The organism is Pseudomonas sp. QE6 (genome assembly GCF_041379005.1).
Classification (GTDB): domain Bacteria; phylum Pseudomonadota; class Gammaproteobacteria; order Pseudomonadales; family Pseudomonadaceae; genus Pseudomonas.
This window is the reverse complement of the sequence record NZ_CP166873.1, coordinates 495,022-513,477: the sequence shown is the minus strand read 5'-3', so window position 1 is coordinate 513,477 and position 18,456 is coordinate 495,022. Positions and strand designations below refer to the sequence as shown.

Genomic DNA, 18,456 nt, shown 5'->3' with positions numbered 1-18,456 from the left:
CTGGTCAGCGCTGCAGGCCGAGGTGGCGGATCGTCGGCTGCGCCTCGGCCAGGCGTTCCCAGACGTCGTCGAGCAATTCGGCGGGGTAGAAGGAGGGCAGGTGCGGCAGCTGCGCGCGCGGCACCCAGGCGACTTCGCGGATATCGAACTCGTCGCCACCCAGACCGCGCAGGTTGTCCAGGCTGACCCGGCCGTCCCAGGCATCGACGCGGTAGAACAGCTCCATGTGAAAGCGCCCGGCCACCGGTTCGGCGAACTCGCGCACGTACACCAGCGGGCCCACCTCGACCGCCAGCCCGGTTTCCTCCCGGCACTCGCGACGCACCGTGTCGCGGGTGGATTCGTCCTTGTCCGACTCGAAGCCGCCGCCCGGTGGAATCCAGTACACGTCCCCGGCCACCTCGTGGCGCACCAGCAGGATGTGTTCGTCGCGCACCAGCAGGCCGGCGGCGCGGATGCGGTGTTGCAGGGGGGAAGTCATTGCCAGTCGAGCCTCGCCAGTTTCCAGTCGGAGCCTTCGCGCCACCATTCCAGCTTCACAGCGTAGTGCGCGGCGCTGTCGGGAATCAGGTTCTCGGCGCCGGTGAGGGCGACCTGGGCCTGGGTGCGGCCGCGGCTGGAGTAGGTCGGGTCGAGCTGGCTGTCGCTGGAAAGGACTATCACCTTGACCTGCTGATGGCGCAGGAACATCAGCGTCATGGTGCGCCGCGCCCAGTCGCGGTCGAACTCGCCGTTGGCGCGGAAGTCGGCATGCAGCTGATCCATCACCGCCCCGCTATTCTTGGCTTCCAGATTGTCCTGCAATTGCTTGACGGCGGCGTCGAGTTGCACACGAGGGTCCTCGCGACCGCAACCGGTCAACGCCACCAGCAGCAATATCAGAGAAAGAAACAACTTCCGTGGCATGGCGCACTAACTCCCTTATGGGTTTTTCGCTGGCCCGAGTATCATGCCCGACACCGTGGGCGCCGAAGACCTTTGATAGAGATCGCGCTACGGCAATGCGACTTTCGACAAGTCGGTGCAGGCCCTAGGATGGTTACTGGCCCGGGAGCGACCGTATGCACTGATCCAGGAGCGAGCCATGCAATCTTTGTATCCGGAAATCAAGCCTTACGCCCGCCATGAACTGGCCGTCGAAGAGCCGCACGTCCTTTATGTGGACGAAAGCGGTTCGCCCGATGGATTGCCGGTTCTGTTCATCCATGGCGGCCCGGGCTCCGGGTGCGATGCCATGTCGCGCCGCTTCTTCGATCCCAACATCTACCGCATCGTCACCTTCGACCAGCGCGGCTGCGGTCGCTCCACGCCCTACGCGAGCCTGGAGAACAACACCACCTGGCACCTGGTGCAGGACATCGAACGCATCCGCGAGCAGCTGGGCATCGACAAGTGGGTGCTGTTCGGCGGCTCCTGGGGCTCGACCCTGTCGCTGGCCTACGCCCAGGCCCATCCCGAGCGCGTGCTGGCGCTGATCGTGCGCGGCATCTTCCTGTGCCGCCCGCAGGAGATCCACTGGTTCTACCAGGAAGGCGCGAGCCGCCTGTTCCCCGATTACTGGGAGGACTACCTGGCGCCGATCCCGGCAGACGAGCAGGACGACCTGGTGAACGCCTTCCATCGCCGCCTGACCGGGCCCGACCAGATCGCCCAGATGCACGCCGCCCGCGCCTGGTCCACCTGGGAAGGGCGCACCGCCACGCTGCGGCCGAACCCGGCGGTGGTCGATCGCTTCTCCGACCCGCATCGCGCGCTGTCCATTGCCCGCATCGAGAACCACTACTTCGTCAACCGCGGCTTCCTGGAGCCGGACCAGCTGCTGCGCGACATGCACAAGATCGCCCACCTGCCGGGCGTGATCGTCCACGGCCGCTACGACGTGGTCTGTCCGCTGGACAACGCCTGGGCACTGCACAAGGCCTGGCCCAACAGCGAACTGCAGATCGTCCGCGATGCCGGCCACGCGGCCAGCGAGGCGGGAATCACCGATGCGCTGGTGCGTGCGACCAATGAAATCGGCCGCCGCCTGCTGAACCTCCCGCCGGAGGCTGAATGAAGGGTTTGATCCAGCGGGTGCGTGGCGCCCGCGTCGAAGTCGAGGGTGAAGTGGTCGGTTCCATCGATCACGGCCTGCTGGTCCTGGTGGGCGTCGAGCCGCAGGACAGCGAGGAGTCGGTAAATCGTTTGTTGCACAAGCTGCTTAACTATCGAGTGTTTGGCGACGATGAAGGTAAAATGAACCTTTCGTTGAGCGATGTCGGTGGCGGTTTGTTGCTGGTTTCGCAGTTCACCCTGGCCGCGGACACCCGCAAGGGGCTTCGGCCAAGCTTTTCCAGCGCGGCGCCACCCGAAAGGGGCGCCGCGTTGTTCGATCTACTCGTGGAACAGGCACGAGCCCGTCATCCGCTGGTCGCCACGGGTCGTTTCGGCGCCAACATGCAGGTCCACCTGGTCAATGACGGGCCGGTGACCTTTCTTCTGGAGGCTTGAACGCGCGGCAGCTTGTCATAACGCCGTGGGATGATGGTTAGGGCATATGCATCTAGAACAATGCGTCTCCGGGAGCCGTAAGTACCCGTGGAAAATAGCGGGGAATCATTCAGGCTCACCGGGGTCGGAATTCAATCGCCGGCAAATTGGCATCGCCTTTGCTGGCCTTATCAGTTTTGTGTTCACGGACGAGGGGGACTCGTGATTTTCCGTTCCGTTCAACAACCTCTTGGCTTCCTGCGCGTGCTGGTCGGTTCCGCTCTTGTGGCGTTGAGCACCAGCCAGGCGTGGGCTTTCAATCTTGATGACGTGGCCGAGCGGGCCAAGTCGCTGGCGGGCGAAAAGTACAGCGCACCGACCAGCAACCTGCCATCGGAATTCAGCGAAATGAAGTTCGCTGACTACCAGCAGATCCGCTTCCGCAACGAGAAGGCCTACTGGGCTGGCGACAAGACCCCCTTCAAGATCAGCTTCTATCACCAGGGCATGCATTTCGACACGCCGGTGAAGATCAACGAAGTGACCTCCACCAGCGTCAAGGAGATCAAGTACGATCCCTCGCGTTTCGACTTCGGTACGCTGAAATTCGACGCCAATGCCACCAAGGACCTGGGTTACGCCGGCTTCCGCATCCTCTATCCGATCAATTCCCCGGAAAAACAGGACGAGATCGGCACCTTCCTGGGCGCCAGCTACTTCCGCATCATCGGCAAGGACCAGTGGTGGGGCCTGTCCGCCCGTGGCCTGGCGATGGACACCGCGCTGCCGTCCGGTGAGGAGTTCCCGCGCTTCCGCGAGTTCTGGATCGAGCATCCCAAGCCTGCCGACAAGCACCTGGTGATCTTCGCCCTGCTGGATTCGCCGCGGGCCACCGGTGCCTATCGCTTCATCATTCGTCCGGGCAACGACACCGTGGTCGATGTGAAGGCGCGCGTCTTCCTGCGCGACAAGGTTTCCAAGCTGGGCCTGGCGCCGCTGACCAGCATGTTCCTGTTCGGCTCCAACCAGCCGTCCGCCGAGCACAACTTCCGTCCGGAGCTGCATGACTCCACCGGCCTGCAGATCCACGCCGGCAACGACGAGTGGATCTGGCGTCCGCTGAACAACCCCAAACACCTGTCCGTCAGCGCCTACAGCGTCGAGAACCCGAAAGGCTTCGGCCTGCTGCAGCGCGGCCGCGAGTTCTCCCGCTACGAGGACCTGGACGACCGCTACGACCTGCGCCCGTCCGCCTGGGTCGAGCCGCAGGGTGACTGGGGCAAGGGCACCGTCGAGCTGGTGGAGATCCCCACCCCGGACGAAACCAACGACAATATCGTTGCCTTCTGGAATCCCGAGAAGCGTCCCGAAGCCGGCGAGCCGCTTGACTTCGCCTACCGCATGCGCTGGACCAGGGACGAAGAGGCGCTGCACGATCCGAAATCCTCCTGGGTCATGCAGACCCTGCGCTCCGTGGGTGACGTGAAGCAGAAGAACCTGATCCGCCAGCCGGACGGCAGCGTTGCCCTGGTCGTCGACTTCGTCGGCCCGACCCTGAAGGCGCTGGCCGGTGATGCGCCGGTGAGCACTCAGGTAAGCACGGACGACAATGCCGAGGTCAAGGAGAACAACCTGCGCTACAACCCGGTGACCCAGGGCTGGCGTCTGACCCTGCGGATCAAGGTCAAGGATCCGAAGAAGCCGACGGAAATGCGCGCCGCGCTGGTGAATGGCGGCCAGACCATTTCCGAAACCTGGAGCTACCAGCTGCCTGCCGATGAATAACTCCACCGCTACCACCGCGCCGGTGGCCGACTACCTCGCGCACCTGCCGCTTTCGGCGGCCGAGCGTGAGCGTCTGGCCCGGGCCGGGTCCTTCAGCGAGCTGCACGAGCAGCTCGCTGGCGATGATTCCCAGAGCGACGACGTCGCGCTGGCCTCGGTCGGGGCGCGCCTGCGCCACGGCTACGGCCAGGAGCTGGACGACGCCCGGATGCTGGGTATGGACGACAACGGCCGTACCTACCTCAAGGCCGCGCCGCCGATCCAGCGCACCAAGGTCATTCCCGAACCCTGGCGCACCAACCCGCTGATTCGCGGCTGGCGTCGCCTCACCGGGCGCAGCAACCCGTCCAGACCGGTTCGCGACCTGCCCAAGGCGCGCTGGCAGCGGGTCGGCTCCTGGCGCCGTTTCATCCTGGTGCTGCTGATGCTGGGCCAGACCAGCGTCGCCACCTATTACATGAAGGGCATCCTGCCGTACCAGGGTTGGGCGTTCGTCGATCTGGAAGAGATCAACCGCCAGACCTGGCTGCAGACCCTGGAGCAGGTGCTGCCGTACCTGATCCAGTTCGGCGTGCTGACGCTGTTCGCCATCCTTTTCTGCTGGGTGTCCGCCGGCTTCTGGACCGCCCTGATGGGCTTCTGGGAACTGCTCACCGGCCGTGACCGCTACCGGATTTCCGGCAGCAGCGCCGGCAACGAGCCGATCGCCCCGGAAGCGCGTACCGCGATCGTCATGCCGATCTGCAACGAGGATGTGCCGCGGGTCTTCGCCGGCCTGCGGGCGACCTTCGAATCGGTGGCGGCCAGCGGCGAGCTGGATCGCTTCGACTTCTTCGTGCTCAGCGACACCAACCAGCCGGACATCGCGGTGGCCGAGGAAAAGGCCTGGATCGAGCTGTGCAACGAGGCCAAGGGCTTCGGTCGCATCTTCTACCGCCGCCGCCGGCGCCGGGTGAAGCGCAAGAGCGGCAACATCGACGACTTCTGCCGTCGTTGGGGCGGCCAGTACAAGTACATGGTCGTCATGGACGCCGACAGCGTGATGAGCGGCGACTGCCTGACCAAGCTGGTGCGCCTGATGGAGGCCAACCCCGAGGCCGGCATCATCCAGACCGCGCCCAAGGCGTCGGGCATGGACACCCTGTATGCGCGCATGCAGCAGTTCGCCACCCGCGTGTACGGCCCGCTGTTCACCGCCGGCCTGCACTTCTGGCAGCTGGGCGAGTCGCACTACTGGGGCCACAATGCGATCATCCGCATGAAGCCCTTCATCGAGCACTGCGCCCTGGCGCCGTTGCCGGGCAAGGGCTCCTTCGCCGGTGCGATTCTCTCCCACGACTTCGTCGAAGCCGCGCTGATGCGCCGCGCCGGCTGGGGCGTGTGGATCGCCTACGACCTGGAAGGCAGCTACGAGGAATTGCCGCCCAACCTGCTGGACGAGCTCAAGCGCGACCGCCGCTGGTGCCACGGCAACCTGATGAACTTCCGCCTGTTCCTGGTCAAGGGCATGCACCCGGTGCACCGCGCGGTGTTTCTCACCGGCGTGATGTCCTACCTGTCGGCGCCGCTGTGGTTCTTCTTCCTGGTGCTGTCCACCGCGCTGCTGGCGGTGCACCAGTTGATGGAGCCGCAGTACTTCCTGGAGCCGCGCCAGCTGTTCCCGATCTGGCCGCAGTGGCACCCGGAAAAGGCCATCGCCCTGTTCTCCACCACCCTGACCCTGCTGTTCCTGCCCAAGCTGCTCAGCGTCATGCTGATCTGGGCCAAGGGCGCCAAGGGCTACGGCGGCGTGATCAAGGTGACCCTGAGCATGCTCCTGGAGATGCTCTTCTCCGTGCTGCTCGCCCCGGTGCGGATGCTCTTCCACACCCGCTTCGTGCTGGCCGCGTTCCTCGGCTGGGAAGCCCAGTGGAAGTCGCCGCAGCGTGACGACGACGACACCCCGTGGAGCGAGGCGATCCGCCGCCATGGCCTGCAGACCCTGCTGGGCCTGTGCTGGGCGCTGCTGGTGGCCTGGCTCAACCCGCGCTTCCTCTGGTGGCTGTCGCCCATCGTCGGCGCCCTGATGCTGTCGATCCCGGTCTCGGTGATCAGCAGCCGGGTCAAGCTGGGCCTGGCCTCGCGCGATGAAAAGCTGTTCCTCATCCCCGAGGAATACGACACCCCGCGCGAACTGCGTGCCACCGACGAGTACACCTATCAGAACCGCTGGCAGGCGCTGAAGGACGGCTTCGTCCGCGCCGCCGTCGACCCGGTGCTCAATGCCCTGGCCTGCGCCATGGGTACGGCCCGCCACGGCAAGTCCGACTCCATCGAGGCGATGCGCGCCGAGCGCGTGCAGAAGGCGCTGGAGGCCAGCCCCGAGCAACTGGACGGCAGCCTGCGCCTGGCGCTGCTGAGCGATCCGGTTGCGCTGTCGCGCCTGCACCTGGCGCTCTGGCAGGGCAACAAGGAGCAGTGGATCGGCCAGTGGCAGCAGTCGCTGCGGGCCGATAGTCACGCGCCGGCCGTGCCGCTGGCGCCGGTGGCCGAGCAGCCTGCGCTGACGCTGCCCGCCGCGCAGTCCTGACGTTCGCTCGCCCTCGTCCCGCCGTGGACGAGGGCGGCTGGCGAGTTTCCCTGTTTTCCCCGTGCGGCGCTGCTGGTACCCTGCGCCAGCTATCCAGAAAAGATTGAGATATCAGGCGCATGGGGTAGGCTTCCCACCCTTCCGATGCACAGTGCGCTGTATTGCCCGCCGTCATGGATGCGCGATTCGATTTCTGGAACAACAAGAAGACCTTTCTATTTGCTTGGGAGTTTGGGGATGAAAAAGTACCTGGCATCGCTGGTCATGGGCGTCTGCGCCCTGGTGGGCGTGGCCTCGGCGCAGGCAGGCGCCATCGATGAAGCGGCCAAGCGCGGCACCTTGCGCGTGGGCATGGACCCGACCTACATGCCGTTCGAGATGACCAACAAGCGCGGTCAGATCGTCGGTTTCGAAGTAGACCTGCTCAAGGCCATGGCCAAGGCCATGAACGTCAAGCTGGAACTGGTTTCCACCAGCTACGACGGCATCATCCCGGCCCTGCTGACCGACAAGTTCGACATGATCGGCTCGGGCATGACCCTGACCCAGGAACGCAACCTGCGCCTGAACTTCTCCGATCCCTTCATCGTGGTTGGCCAGACCCTGCTGATCCGCAAGGACCTGGAAGGCACCATCAAGTCCTACAAGGACCTGAACGATGCGAAGTACCGCATCACCTCCAAGATCGGCACCACCGGCGAGTTCGTCGCCAAGAAGCAGCTCGCCAAGGCCCAGTACCACGGCTTCGACAACGAGCCCGAGGCGGTTATGGACGTGGTCAACGGCAAGGCCGATGCCTTCATCTACGACTCGCCCTACAACGTCGTGGCCGTCAACAAGTTCGGCGCCGGCAAGCTGGTCTTCCTGGACCAGCCGTTCACCTACGAGCCGCTGGCTTTCGGCCTGAAGAAGGGTGATTACGACTCGATCAACTTCATCAACAACTTCCTCAAGCAGATCCACGAAGACGGCACCTACGATCGTCTGCATGACAAGTGGTTCAAGAGCACCGACTGGCTGAAGGACATGGAGTAATCCGCGTCTGACGCTGGTTGACCCGACGCGCAGGCCCTGGCCTGCGCGTTCGCATTTTCACGGTAGAGATTCGTGGCTAGAACGAAACGCGCAACCTGGCCCTGGCATGGGCTGACCGGCCTGATCATCCTGCTGATCGGCTTCGGGCTTTGGTACTCCACTTCGCTGATTTCCTACGAGTGGCGCTGGAACCGCGTCCCGCAGTACTTCGCCTACCAGGCGGAGGAGCCGCAGCGGGCCGAGGGCATCTCGCGGGTGGAGAGGATCGAACAGACCGGGCACGACGCGCGCGTCACTCTGCAGGGCGAGGATGGCCAGCAGCAGGTGCTGAGCGTGGCCGCCGACAGCCTGCAGTTCGCCGAGAATGACGATGTCGCCGAGGGCGATGTGGTCGGCGTGCAGCGCCATTGGGCGGCCGGGCCGTTGTCCTGGGGCCTGTGGACCACGCTGTGGATTTCCTTCATCTCCGGCGCCATCGGCCTGCTGATCGGCCTGCTGGCCGGTCTCTGCCGCCTGTCGAAGAACCCCACCCTGCACGACCTTTCGACCCTCTACGTCGAGCTGGTGCGCGGCACGCCGCTGCTGGTGCAGATCTTCATCTTCTACTTCTTCATCGGCACCGTGCTGAACCTCTCCCGCGAGTTCGCCGGGGTGGCCGCGCTGGCGCTGTTCACCGGCGCCTACGTTGCCGAGATCGTCCGTGCCGGTGTGCAGTCCATAGCCCGTGGCCAGGACGAGGCGGCGCGCTCCCTGGGCCTCAACGCCGCGCAGTCGATGCGCCACGTGATCCTGCCGCAGGCCTTCAAGCGCGTGCTGCCACCGCTGGCCGGGCAGTTCATCAGCCTGGTGAAGGACACCTCGCTGGTCTCGGTAATCGCCATCACTGAACTGACCAAGAGCGGCCGCGAAGCGATCACCACCTCGTTCTCTACCTTCGAGATCTGGTTCTGCGTCGCGGCGCTCTACCTTGTGATCAACCTGCCGCTGTCGCACCTGGCAGGCCGTCTGGAACGGAGGCTCGGCCAAAGTGATTGAAGTTCGTAACCTGACCAAGGTCTTCGATACCCGCGGCCAAGTCGTTCGTGCGGTCGATGACGTGACTACTGGCGTGACCAGGGGTGAAGTAGTGGTGGTGATCGGCCCGTCCGGCTCGGGCAAGTCCACCTTCCTGCGCTGCCTGAATGGTCTGGAGGAGTTCGATTCCGGCTCGGTGAGCATCGACGGCGTCGACCTGGCCAACCCGAAGACCGACATCAATGCCTACCGCCGCGAAGTCGGCATGGTGTTCCAGCACTTCAACCTGTTCCCGCACATGACCGTGCTGGAGAACCTGTGCCTGGCGCAGAAAGTCGTGCGCAAGCGCGGCAAGGCCGAGCGTGAGGAGAAAGCGAAGGCGCTGTTGGCCAAGGTCGGCATCGGCCAGAAGGCCAACGAGTACCCGTCGCGCCTCTCCGGCGGCCAGCAGCAGCGCGTGGCCATTGCCCGTGCGCTGTGCATGGACCCGAAGGTGATGCTGTTCGACGAGCCGACCTCGGCGCTCGACCCGGAGATGGTCGGCGAGGTGCTCGATGTGATGAAGACCCTGGCCGTGGAAGGCATGACCATGGTCTGCGTCACCCACGAAATGGGCTTCGCCCGCGAAGTGGCCGACCGCGTGCTGTTCTTCGATCACGGCAAGCTGCTGGAGGACGCGCCGCCCGCGCAGTTCTTCGCCCAGCCCCAGGACCCGCGTGCGCAGACTTTCCTGCGGCAGGTGCTCTGAGGCTCGGTGCCGTTGGGCAAAAAGCCGCCTTCGGGCGGCTTTTTTGTGCTTGTTCGGTGTGCGAGGGCGCGGCTCTTGTAGGAGCGAGCTTGCTCGCGAACAAGCTCCGCTGCGGACTCAGTTCGCGGGCAATCTCGCTCCTACGAAAAGCCTTCCGGTATCCAGGGAGCCCCATAACTCCCGGGCAAAAAGAAACCGCCCCGAAGGGCGGTCTCTCTAATCAGCATCAGTCGCGGTTGCGGGTCAGCAGCGCCGGACGCTCGGTCTTGCGGCGCGGTTCCAGCTCTTCCAGCTGCTCGGCAGTGGGGAAGCGGTCGCTGCGGACCAGGTCGCGCTTGTTGATTACCACCGGCTGGCGGGTCGGCTTGGCGGCACCGTACTCGCTCGGCTCGCGCAGCGGGGCATCGTTCATTCGCGAGGCCGGAGCCTTGCCGCCGCGCTTGCGCTGACCTGGCTTGCCCTGGCCGTTGCCGCCCTGGCCTTGGCCCTGACCGCGACCGCTGCCATTGGGTTTCTTCGCGGCCCGGCCCTGACCTTGGCCCTGGCCACGGTTCTGACCGTTGCCCTGGCCGCCGCCCTGACCACCCTGGCCGCGGGCGCGCTGTTGGCCCTGACCCTGGTTCTGGCCTTGGCCCTGACCACCACGGCGGCGCTGGCCGCGCGGCTGGTCCTTGTCCGGGAAGGGGCTGACGTAGTCGGCGCGGTTGCCGAAGTTGTCGAAATCGTCGTCGAGGAATTCTTCCGGATCGCGGTCCGGATCGACCTTCGGCGCGCGCTGGGGCTTCGGCTGCTGCTGTTGGCGGCCCTGGCCCTGCTGACGCGGCTGGGCATTGGCGTTGGGCTGGGCGTCGCTGCCCTGGCCGTCACCCTTCTTCTTGCCACGGCCACCACGGCGGCGGCGCTTGCCGGCGGGCTTGTCGCCTTCAGCGGCTTCACCGACAGCGGGAGCGGCGGTGTTCTGCTGCTCTTCGGCCTGCGGCTGCTGGGATTTTTCCTTGCTGCGGTCCTTGCGCTCGCCGCGCTTGGCCTTGTCCTTGCGCGGCTGGCGCTGCGGCGCCTCTTTCGGCTCGGGCAGCTGGACTTCTGGCAACACGGTGTCAGGGTCGAAGCCCTGCATGTCGCCGTCGGGGATGCGTTGCTTGGTCAGGCGCTCGATGGCCTTGAGCAGCTTGTCTTCGTCCGGCGCCACCAGCGAGATGGCCTCACCGGTACGACCCGCGCGGCCGGTACGGCCGATGCGGTGGACGTAGTCTTCCTCGACGTTGGGCAGCTCGTAGTTGACCACATGGGGCAACTGATCGATGTCCAGGCCGCGGGCGGCGATGTCGGTGGCGACCAGGATGCGCACATCGTTGGCCTTGAAGTCGGCCAGGGCCTTGGTGCGCGCGTTCTGGCTCTTGTTGCCGTGGATCGCGGCGGCCGGCAGGCCGTGCTTGGTCAGGTACTCGGCCAGGCGGTTGGCGCCGTGCTTGGTGCGGGTGAATACCAGCACCTGTTCCCAGGCGCCCACGGTCACCAGGTGCGCCAGCAGGACGCGCTTCTGTACGGCGGGAATGCGGAACACGCGCTGTTCGATGCGCTCGACGGTGGTGTTCGGCGGGGTGACCTCGATGCGCTCCGGGTTGTGCAGGAGCTTGTTGGCGAGGTCGACGATGTCTTTCGAGAAGGTCGCCGAGAACAGCAGGTTCTGGCGCTTGGGCGGCAGCTTGGCGAGGACCTTCTTCACGTCGTGGATGAAGCCCATGTCGAGCATGCGGTCGGCTTCGTCGAGAACCAGGATTTCCACGTGGGACAGGTCGATGCTGCCCTGGCCGCACAGGTCGAGCAGGCGACCGGGGCAGGCGACGAGCACGTCGACGCCCTTGGAGACGGCCTGGACCTGCGGGTTCATGCCGACGCCGCCGAAGATGCAGGCGCTCTTGAGCGGCAGGTCGCGGGCGTAGACCTTGAAGCTGTCATGCACCTGGGCGGCCAGCTCGCGGGTCGGGGTCAGTACCAGGACGCGCGCCTGGCGCGGGCCGTGGCGGTGTTCGCGGTCGGGGTGACCTTCGGGGAACAGGCGCTCGAGCACCGGGAGGGCGAAGCCGCCGGTCTTGCCGGTACCGGTCTGGGCGGCAACCATCAGGTCGCGGCCTTGCAGAACGGCGGGGATGGCGCGTTCCTGAACGGGGGTGGGGCGCGCGTAGCCGGCGGCTTCAACGGCGCCAGCCAGGGCCTCGGAGAGACCGAGGGAAGAGAAGGACATGCGGGGTTCCTGTAGGCCGGCGACCTGCCGGCTCGAGGGCGCGTGATTTCAAGCTCGGGGCGAGCGCTCAGCCATGGGCTGGGAGCACTCCGTCCACGATACGCCGGCTTTGCGCTGGCCGGGATCGCGGACGGTAAGCCCGGAGCAATGATCCTCAGCGGGGGAGCTTGAGGTTGTTCCAGAGCGCCAGACTGGGTTCAGCCTGGTTCAGGGTGTAGAAGTGCAGACCGGGTGCGCCGCCTTCGAGGAGGCGTTCGCACATTTCGGTGATGACCTGCTCACCAAAGGCCTGGATGCTGGCGATATCGTCGCCGTAGGCTTCCAGCTGCTTGCGAATCCAGCGGGGGATTTCCGCGCCGCAGGCGTCGGAGAAGCGGGCCAACTTGGTGTAGTTGGTGATCGGCATGATACCCGGTACGACCGGAATGCTGACACCAAGTTTCTCCGCACGCTCGACAAAATGGAAGTAGCTGTCGGCGTTGAAGAAGTATTGTGTGATGGCAGAGTCGGCGCCGGCTTTGACCTTGCGCACGAAATTCGCCAAATCATCCTCGAAATTGCGCGCTTGCGGGTGAACTTCCGGATAGGCGGCAACTTCGATGTGGAAGTGATCGCCGGTTTCGGCGCGGATGAACTCCACCAGCTCGTTGGCGTAGCGCAGTTCGCCGCTGGCCATGCCCATGCCCGAGGGCAGGTCGCCGCGCAGGGCGACGATGCGGCGGATGCCGGCATCCTTGTAATGGGCGAGCAGGGCGCGCAGTTCGGCCTTGGTGTCGCCGACGCAGGACAGGTGCGGGGCGGTGGAGATCTGCACTTCGCCGTCGAGCTGCAGCACGGTGCTCAGGGTGCGGTCGCGGGTCGAGCCGCCGGCGCCGTAGGTGCAGGAGAAGAAGTCAGGCTTGTACGCGGCCAGCTGGCGCGCGGTGGCCAGCAGTTTTTCGTGGCCGGCTTCGGTCTTGGCGGGGAAGAACTCGAAGCTGAAACGGCGTTCTTGAGACATATGGAGAAGGTTCCCTTCCCAGCGTCAAGCGTCAGCCTTCAAGCTGCAAGCCGGGCTGGGCCGGCTTGCAGCTTGTGGCGTGCAGCTTGCGGCTGCTCTTAGTAACGGTAGGTGTCCGGCTTGAACGGGCCTTCCACGGTCACGCCGATGTAGTCGGCCTGCTGCTTGGTCAGCTGGGTGACCACGCCACCGAAGCCTTTGACCATCTCCAGCGCCACTTCTTCGTCGAGCTTCTTGGGCAGCACTTCGACGGTCAGACGCTGGGCCTTCTCGGCGGCGGACAGGTTGGCGAACTTCTGCTCGAACAGGTGGATCTGCGCCAGCACCTGGTTGGCGAAGGAGCCGTCCATGATGCGCGACGGGTGGCCGGTGGCGTTGCCCAGGTTCACCAGGCGACCTTCGGCCAGCAGGATCAGGTAGTCGTCGTTGTGCGGATCGAAGCCGTCCTTGCCGGTACGGTGGATCTTGTGCACCTGCGGCTTGACCTCTTCCCAGGCCCAGGTCTTGCGCATGAAGGCGGTGTCGATCTCGTTGTCGAAGTGACCGATGTTGCACACCACGGCGCGCTTCTTCAGCGCCTTGAGCATGTTGGCGTCGCAGACGTTGACGTTGCCAGTGGTGGTGACGATCAGGTCGATCTTGCCCAGCAGGGCGGCATCAACGCTGGCTTCGCTGCCATCGTTCAGGCCGTTCTTGTAGGGGGAGACGACTTCGAAGCCGTCCATGCAGGCCTGCATGGCGCAGATCGGGTCGACTTCGGAGACCTTCACGATCATGCCTTCCTGACGCAGGGACTGGGCCGAGCCCTTGCCCACGTCGCCGTAGCCGATCACCAGGGCCTGCTTGCCCGACAGCAGGTGGTCGGTGCCGCGCTTGATGGCGTCGTTCAGGCTGTGACGGCAGCCGTACTTGTTGTCGTTCTTGCTCTTGGTGACCGAGTCGTTGACGTTGATCGCCGGGACTTTCAGGGTACCGGCCTTGAGCATGTCGAGCAGACGGTGCACACCGGTGGTGGTCTCTTCGGTGATGCCGTGGATCTTCTCCAGCATCGCCGGGTATTTCTTGTGAAGGATCTCGGTCAGGTCGCCGCCGTCGTCCAGCACCATGTTGGCGTCCCACGGCTGGCCATCCTTGAGGATGGTCTGCTCGATGCACCACTCGTACTCTTCCTCGGTCTCGCCTTTCCAGGCGAACACCGGGATGCCGGCGGCGGCGATGGCGGCGGCGGCCTGGTCCTGGGTGGAGAAGATGTTGCAGGACGACCAGCGCACTTCGGCGCCCAGTGCGGTCAGGGTCTCGATGAGCACGCCGGTCTGGATGGTCATGTGGATGCAGCCCAGGATCTTCGCGCCCTTGAGCGGCAGCTGGCCGGCGTACTTGCGGCGCAGACCCATCAGTGCCGGCATTTCGGACTCGGCGATGATCAGCTCGCGGCGGCCCCAGGCGGCCAGGGAAATGTCGGCGACTTTGTAATCGGTGAAACCGGCAGGCGTCATGACAGCGCTCATGCGTAACTCTCCATTCGTTGTCTGCGAATGGGCGCCGTTGATGCGTTTACAACACTGGTTATCAGTGTTGCGCGCGCGCTCCGTTCGAGCCTGACAAGTCATGGAGTGTGACCTGCTGCAGCGCCCCTCGGACGGAAGGCGGGAGCGACCGGGAAGTCGCTTGAGCGGGCGATTATAGCGGCGCCTTGGGCATCGCCCAAGTCCGGCGTGCGCCGCCGGTCTGCCGACGGTGATCTCCGCCGGCTTCCAGCGACGGGGCCGTGAAAACCCGGCGCTGGAAGCCAGTCAGGAGATGCCCGGTAGCGGCCCGCCTGTGCGGGCCGTGCAATCAGATGACGCCGCTTTCGCGCAGCTTGCCGATGGCCGCTTCGTCCAGGCCGAGTACGCCTTCGAGAATCTCGCGGGTGTGCTGGCCGAGGGTCGGCGGTGCGTTGCGGTACTCCACGGGCGTCTCGGACAGGCGGATCGGACTGGCCACCTGCGGCACCGTGCCGGCCAGCGGATGCGGCAGGTCCACGCGCAGGCCGCGGGCGATCACCTGCGGGTCGGCGAAGACCTGCGACAGGTCGTTGATCGGGCCGCACGGCACGCTGGCCTGCTCCAGTACGGCGATCCACTCGGCGGTGGTGCGCATCACGGTGGACTGGCGGATCAGCGGGATCAGCACGTCGCGGTGCGCCACCCGCGCCTGGTTCGTCGCGAAGCGCTCGTCGGTAGCCCATTCCGGGTGGCCCGCTAGCTCGGCGAACTTGCGGAATTGCCCGTCGTTGCCGACGGTGAGGATGAAGTCGCCGTCGGCGGTGGGGAAGTCCTGGTACGGCACGATGTTCGGGTGCGCATTGCCCAGGCGGCGCGGCGGGTTGCCGGTGGTCAGGTAGTTCAGGGTCTGGTTGGCCAGGCAGGCCACCTGCACGTCCAGCAGCGCCATGTCGATGTGCTGGCCGATGCCGCTGACATCACGGTGGGCGAGGGCGGCGAGGATCGCGGTGGACGAGTACAGGCCGGTGAGGATGTCGGTCAGCGCCACGCCGACCTTCACCGGACCGGCGCCTTCCTCGGCGTCGGAGCGGCCGGTGAGGCTCATCAGGCCGCCCAGGCCCTGGATCATGAAGTCGTAGCCGGCGCGCTTGGCGTAGGGGCCGAACTGGCCGAAGCCGGTGATCGAGCAGTAGATCAGCTTCGGGTTGATCGCTTTCAGCGACTCATAGTCCAGGCCGTAGGCCTTCAGCCCGCCGACCTTGAAGTTCTCCAGCACGATGTCGGCCTTGGCGGCGAGTTCGCGCACCAGGCGCTGGCCTTCGGGCTGGGTGAAGTCGATGGTCAGGGATTTCTTGTTGCGGTTGGCGGACAGGTAATACGCCGCTTCGCTGGTGTCGCGGCCCTCGGCGTCCTTGAGGAACGGCGGGCCCCAGGCGCGGGTGTCGTCGCCGCTGCCGGGGCGCTCGATCTTGATCACTTCCGCACCGAGGTCGGCGAGGATCTGCCCGGCCCAGGGGCCGGCGAGAACGCGGGATAGGTCGAGGACACGAATGTGCGAAAGGGCACCGGACATGGAGTCACCTGCAACGTGAGTGGGGGCGGGGAGGTCGCAGTGCGGGGACGCCACGGTCCTCCCCGGGGCCTCTCGGGAGAGAGGTAAAACGTGCGCCGATCCAGGTGCTGGATCGGCGCGAGGCGCTTAGAAGAACGCCTGGATACCGGTCTGGGCACGGCCGAGGATCAGCGCGTGGACGTCGTGGGTACCTTCGTAGGTGTTCACCACTTCCAGGTTGACCAGATGGCGGGCTACGCCGAACTCGTCGGAGATGCCGTTGCCGCCGAGCATGTCGCGGGCCATGCGGGCAATGTCCAGGGCCTTGCCGCAGCTGTTGCGCTTCATAATCGAAGTGATTTCCACCGCAGCGGTGCCTTCGTCCTTCATCCGGCCCAGGCGCAGGCAGCCTTGCAGGGCGAGGGTGATCTCGGTCTGCATGTCGGCCAGCTTCTTCTGGATCAGCTGGTTGGCGGCCAGCGGGCGGCCGAACTGCTTGCGGTCCAGGGTGTACTGGCGGGCGGTGTGCCAGCAGGCTTCGGCAGCGCCCAGGGCGCCCCAGGAGATGCCGTAGCGGGCGGAGTTCAGGCAGGTGAACGGACCGCGCAGGCCACGCACTTCAGGGAAGGCGTTTTCTTCGGGGACGAACACGTTGTCCATCACGATCTCGCCGGTGATCGAGGCGCGCAGGCCGACCTTGCCGTGGATCGCCGGGGCGCTCAGGCCTTCCCAGCCTTTTTCCAGGACGAAGCCGCGGATCTGGCCTTCGTCATCCTTGGCCCAGACCACGAAGACGTCGGCGATCGGGCTGTTGGTGATCCACATCTTGTTGCCGGTCAGGCGGTAGCCGCCGTCGACCTTGCGAGCGCGGGTGATCAGCGAGCCCGGGTCGGAACCGTGGTTCGGCTCGGTCAGGCCGAAGCAGCCGATCCACTCGCCGCTGGCGAGTTTCGGCAGGTACTTCTGGCGGGTGGCTTCGTTGCCGAACTCGTAGATCGGCACCATCACCAGGGAGGACTGCACGCTCATCATGGAGCGGTAGCCGGAGTCGACACGCTCGACCTCGCGGGCGATCAGGCCGTAGCACACGTAGTTCAGGCCGCTGCCGCCGTATTCGGTGGGGATGGTCGCGCCGAGCAGGCCGGTTTCGCCCATCTCGCGGAAGATCGCAGGGTCGGTCTGCTCGTGGCGGAAGGCTTCCAGTACGCGCGGAGCCAGCTTGTCCTGGGCGAACTGGTAGGCGCTGTCGCGCACCATGCGCTCTTCTTCGGTGAGTTGCTGATCCAGCAGCAGCGGATCTTCCCAGTTGAAGCTTGCTTTGGTGGCCATGGAGAAACCTCGGAACAGACAGTGAAGGACCCGACAAGTCTAGGCGGGTACGGTGTGGGCCATCCTAGTCAGCCGTCGGGAAGCCGGGCAACTGACTAATTCGCACGCTGTTGTGCTATTTTTTCACTCCGTCATTGCATTGCTGATGCGTGTTTATGCCTTGCTGCCTCTATTTAAGGCGTTTTGCGTGGCCCGCTCGCATCACGAGATTCCGAAGAGGCATTCGATGCGACGCAAGATCCCGACCACCGCTGCGCTGGTCGCCTTCGAATCCGCCGCCCGCCACGAAAGTTTCACCAAGGCCGCCGAGGAGCTGTCGCTGACCCAGAGCGCCATCTGTCGGCAGATCGCCGCGCTGGAAGAGTTCCTCGGCGTCGAGCTGTTCCGCCGTTCGCGGCGCGGGGTGAAGCTGACCGAGGCCGGGCTCAACTACAGCCGCCGGGTCGCTGCGCGCCTGGACGCGGTGGAACGCGACACCCTGGCGGTGATGGGCCAGCAGGGCGGCGGCGCGCTGGAACTGGCGGTGGTACCGACCTTCGCCACCCAGTGGCTGCTGCCACGGCTCAAGGACTTCAAGCGCCTGCACCCGGACGTGACGGTCAACATGACCAACCGCACCCGGCCCTTCCTGTTCGCCGACACCGAGTTCGATGCGGCGCTGTATTTCGGCGACGGCGTGTGGTCCGGTACTGTGGCCAACTTCCTCATGCACGAGAACCCGGTACCGGTCTGCAGCCCCGAGCTGCTCGGCGGGCGCAGGGAGCTGTCCGCCGCACAGATCGCCGAGCTGCCGTTGATGCAGCAGACCACCCGGCCCTACGCCTGGCGCCAGTGGTTCGGTTCGCTGGGCATGAGCGTCGCCCAAGACATGAGCGGCACCCGTTACGAGTTGTTCTCCATGCTCGCTCAGGCGGCCATGCACGGCATGGGCGTGGCGCTGATCCCGCCGATGCTGATCCAGCGCGAGCTGGCCGACGGGCGGCTTATCGTGCCGATGCAACATGCCTATTTGAGCGAAAATGCCTATTACCTGATGATTCCCGAACGCAAGGTGGAATCGGCGACCCTGGGTGCTTTCCGCGACTGGCTGGTCGATGAGGCCGCGCGGTACCGCGCCGAAGCCGGCCTTGGCTGAGCCAGGGCAGCACGAGCGGTGGCAATCCGGGCCAGACTTGCATAGCCGGCGGGGCTTCGCCCGTCATCGCGCTCACGAGGCGCAACCT

General features: G+C 65.4%; 15 protein-coding genes and 1 riboswitch. Of the genes, 8 read left to right on the top strand and 7 right to left on the bottom strand.

What is annotated here, in order from left to right; genetic code table 11:
• Positions 1–4: 4 nt before the first annotated feature.
• Together ACAW63_RS02310 and ACAW63_RS02305 are read right to left on the bottom strand one after the other, a co-directional pair.
• Positions 5–481: an NUDIX domain-containing protein gene (locus ACAW63_RS02310; RefSeq protein ID WP_371231398.1), complete on the bottom strand. Its 477-nt coding sequence runs from the start codon at positions 479–481 to the stop codon at positions 5–7.
• On the bottom strand, positions 478–906 hold the full coding sequence (locus ACAW63_RS02305) for a hypothetical protein (protein ID WP_371231396.1): 429 nt from the start codon (positions 904–906) through the stop codon (positions 478–480). Before ACAW63_RS02305 ends, ACAW63_RS02310 begins: the two co-directional genes overlap by 4 nt.
• A 178-nt stretch (positions 907–1,084) precedes the next feature.
• On the opposite strand from ACAW63_RS02305, the gene pip reads away from it, so the two are divergent.
• The 7 genes from pip to ACAW63_RS02270 all read left to right on the top strand — a co-directional run bounded on the left by pip (position 1,085) and on the right by ACAW63_RS02270 (position 9,620).
• Entirely contained in the window at positions 1,085–2,056 is a 972-nt protein-coding gene (gene pip, locus ACAW63_RS02300) for a prolyl aminopeptidase (RefSeq protein ID WP_371231394.1), read from the top strand.
• The gene (gene dtd / locus ACAW63_RS02295) at positions 2,053–2,490 is read left to right on the top strand and encodes a D-aminoacyl-tRNA deacylase (protein ID WP_207882060.1); all 438 of its coding nucleotides are present in this window, start codon (positions 2,053–2,055) and stop codon (positions 2,488–2,490) included. Before pip ends, dtd begins: the two co-directional genes overlap by 4 nt.
• 201 nt (positions 2,491–2,691) lie before the next feature.
• A complete protein-coding gene (locus ACAW63_RS02290) occupies positions 2,692–4,254 on the top strand; it encodes a glucan biosynthesis protein G (protein ID WP_371231391.1) in 1,563 nt (520 codons plus the stop codon).
• The gene (gene mdoH / locus ACAW63_RS02285) at positions 4,247–6,823 is read left to right on the top strand and encodes a glucans biosynthesis glucosyltransferase MdoH (RefSeq protein ID WP_371231389.1); all 2,577 of its coding nucleotides are present in this window, start codon (positions 4,247–4,249) and stop codon (positions 6,821–6,823) included. The genes ACAW63_RS02290 and mdoH overlap by 8 nt, the downstream gene beginning before the upstream one ends.
• Positions 6,824–7,060: 237 nt before the next feature.
• On the top strand, positions 7,061–7,858 hold the full coding sequence (locus ACAW63_RS02280; RefSeq protein WP_371231387.1) for a transporter substrate-binding domain-containing protein: 798 nt from the start codon (positions 7,061–7,063) through the stop codon (positions 7,856–7,858).
• Positions 7,859–7,930: 72 nt separating this feature from the next.
• Positions 7,931–8,893 (top strand): amino acid ABC transporter permease, encoded by a 963-nt coding sequence (locus ACAW63_RS02275; RefSeq protein WP_371231385.1) that lies wholly within the window; start codon positions 7,931–7,933, stop codon positions 8,891–8,893.
• Positions 8,886–9,620, top strand: coding sequence for an amino acid ABC transporter ATP-binding protein (locus ACAW63_RS02270; protein ID WP_331317927.1), 735 nt, complete (start codon positions 8,886–8,888; stop codon positions 9,618–9,620). Before ACAW63_RS02275 ends, ACAW63_RS02270 begins: the two co-directional genes overlap by 8 nt.
• 226 nt (positions 9,621–9,846) lie before the next feature.
• Here the strand turns inward: ACAW63_RS02270 and ACAW63_RS02265 are convergent, their stop codons facing one another.
• The 5 genes from ACAW63_RS02265 to ACAW63_RS02245 form a co-directional block, all read right to left on the bottom strand.
• The gene (locus ACAW63_RS02265) at positions 9,847–11,865 is read right to left on the bottom strand and encodes a DEAD/DEAH box helicase (RefSeq protein ID WP_371231384.1); all 2,019 of its coding nucleotides are present in this window, start codon (positions 11,863–11,865) and stop codon (positions 9,847–9,849) included.
• A gap of 154 nt (positions 11,866–12,019) precedes the next feature.
• Entirely contained in the window at positions 12,020–12,865 is an 846-nt protein-coding gene (gene metF / locus ACAW63_RS02260; RefSeq protein ID WP_207882072.1) for a methylenetetrahydrofolate reductase [NAD(P)H], read from the bottom strand.
• A gap of 98 nt (positions 12,866–12,963) precedes the next feature.
• Positions 12,964–14,373: an adenosylhomocysteinase gene (gene ahcY, locus ACAW63_RS02255; RefSeq protein WP_275609016.1), complete on the bottom strand. Its 1,410-nt coding sequence runs from the start codon at positions 14,371–14,373 to the stop codon at positions 12,964–12,966.
• 22 nt (positions 14,374–14,395) lie between these two features.
• Positions 14,396–14,508: riboswitch (S-adenosyl-L-homocysteine riboswitch) on the bottom strand.
• A 193-nt stretch (positions 14,509–14,701) separates the two neighbouring features.
• Entirely contained in the window at positions 14,702–15,925 is a 1,224-nt protein-coding gene (locus tag ACAW63_RS02250; protein ID WP_371231383.1) for a CaiB/BaiF CoA transferase family protein, read from the bottom strand.
• 126 nt (positions 15,926–16,051) lie between these two features.
• A complete protein-coding gene (locus ACAW63_RS02245) occupies positions 16,052–17,233 on the bottom strand; it encodes an acyl-CoA dehydrogenase (RefSeq protein ID WP_371231381.1) in 1,182 nt (393 codons plus the stop codon).
• Positions 17,234–17,459: 226 nt separating this feature from the next.
• Between ACAW63_RS02245 and ACAW63_RS02240 the strand changes: the two genes are divergently transcribed.
• Entirely contained in the window at positions 17,460–18,368 is a 909-nt protein-coding gene (locus ACAW63_RS02240) for a LysR family transcriptional regulator (RefSeq protein WP_371231379.1), read from the top strand.
• The last annotated feature ends 88 nt before the right edge of the window (positions 18,369–18,456 follow it).

Excerpts from the sequence above, each read along its gene's own strand:
- ACAW63_RS02280 (WP_371231387.1), top strand. The coding sequence starts at position 7,061 with ATGAAAAAGTACCTGGCATCGCTGGTCATGGGCGTCTGCGCCCTGGTG.
- ACAW63_RS02245 (WP_371231381.1), bottom strand. The coding sequence starts at position 17,233 with ATGGCCACCAAAGCAAGCTTCAACTGGGAAGATCCGCTGCTGCTGGAT.
- dtd (WP_207882060.1), top strand. The coding sequence starts at position 2,053 with ATGAAGGGTTTGATCCAGCGGGTGCGTGGCGCCCGCGTCGAAGTCGAG.
- pip (WP_371231394.1), top strand. The coding sequence starts at position 1,085 with ATGCAATCTTTGTATCCGGAAATCAAGCCTTACGCCCGCCATGAACTG.
- ACAW63_RS02240 (WP_371231379.1), top strand. The coding sequence starts at position 17,460 with ATGCGACGCAAGATCCCGACCACCGCTGCGCTGGTCGCCTTCGAATCC.
- ACAW63_RS02265 (WP_371231384.1), bottom strand. The coding sequence starts at position 11,865 with ATGTCCTTCTCTTCCCTCGGTCTCTCCGAGGCCCTGGCTGGCGCCGTT.
- ACAW63_RS02250 (WP_371231383.1), bottom strand. The coding sequence starts at position 15,925 with ATGTCCGGTGCCCTTTCGCACATTCGTGTCCTCGACCTATCCCGCGTT.
- ACAW63_RS02305 (WP_371231396.1), bottom strand. The coding sequence starts at position 906 with ATGCCACGGAAGTTGTTTCTTTCTCTGATATTGCTGCTGGTGGCGTTG.
- mdoH (WP_371231389.1), top strand. The coding sequence starts at position 4,247 with ATGAATAACTCCACCGCTACCACCGCGCCGGTGGCCGACTACCTCGCG.
- metF (WP_207882072.1), bottom strand. The coding sequence starts at position 12,865 with ATGTCTCAAGAACGCCGTTTCAGCTTCGAGTTCTTCCCCGCCAAGACC.
- ahcY (WP_275609016.1), bottom strand. The coding sequence starts at position 14,373 with ATGAGCGCTGTCATGACGCCTGCCGGTTTCACCGATTACAAAGTCGCC.
- ACAW63_RS02310 (WP_371231398.1), bottom strand. The coding sequence starts at position 481 with ATGACTTCCCCCCTGCAACACCGCATCCGCGCCGCCGGCCTGCTGGTG.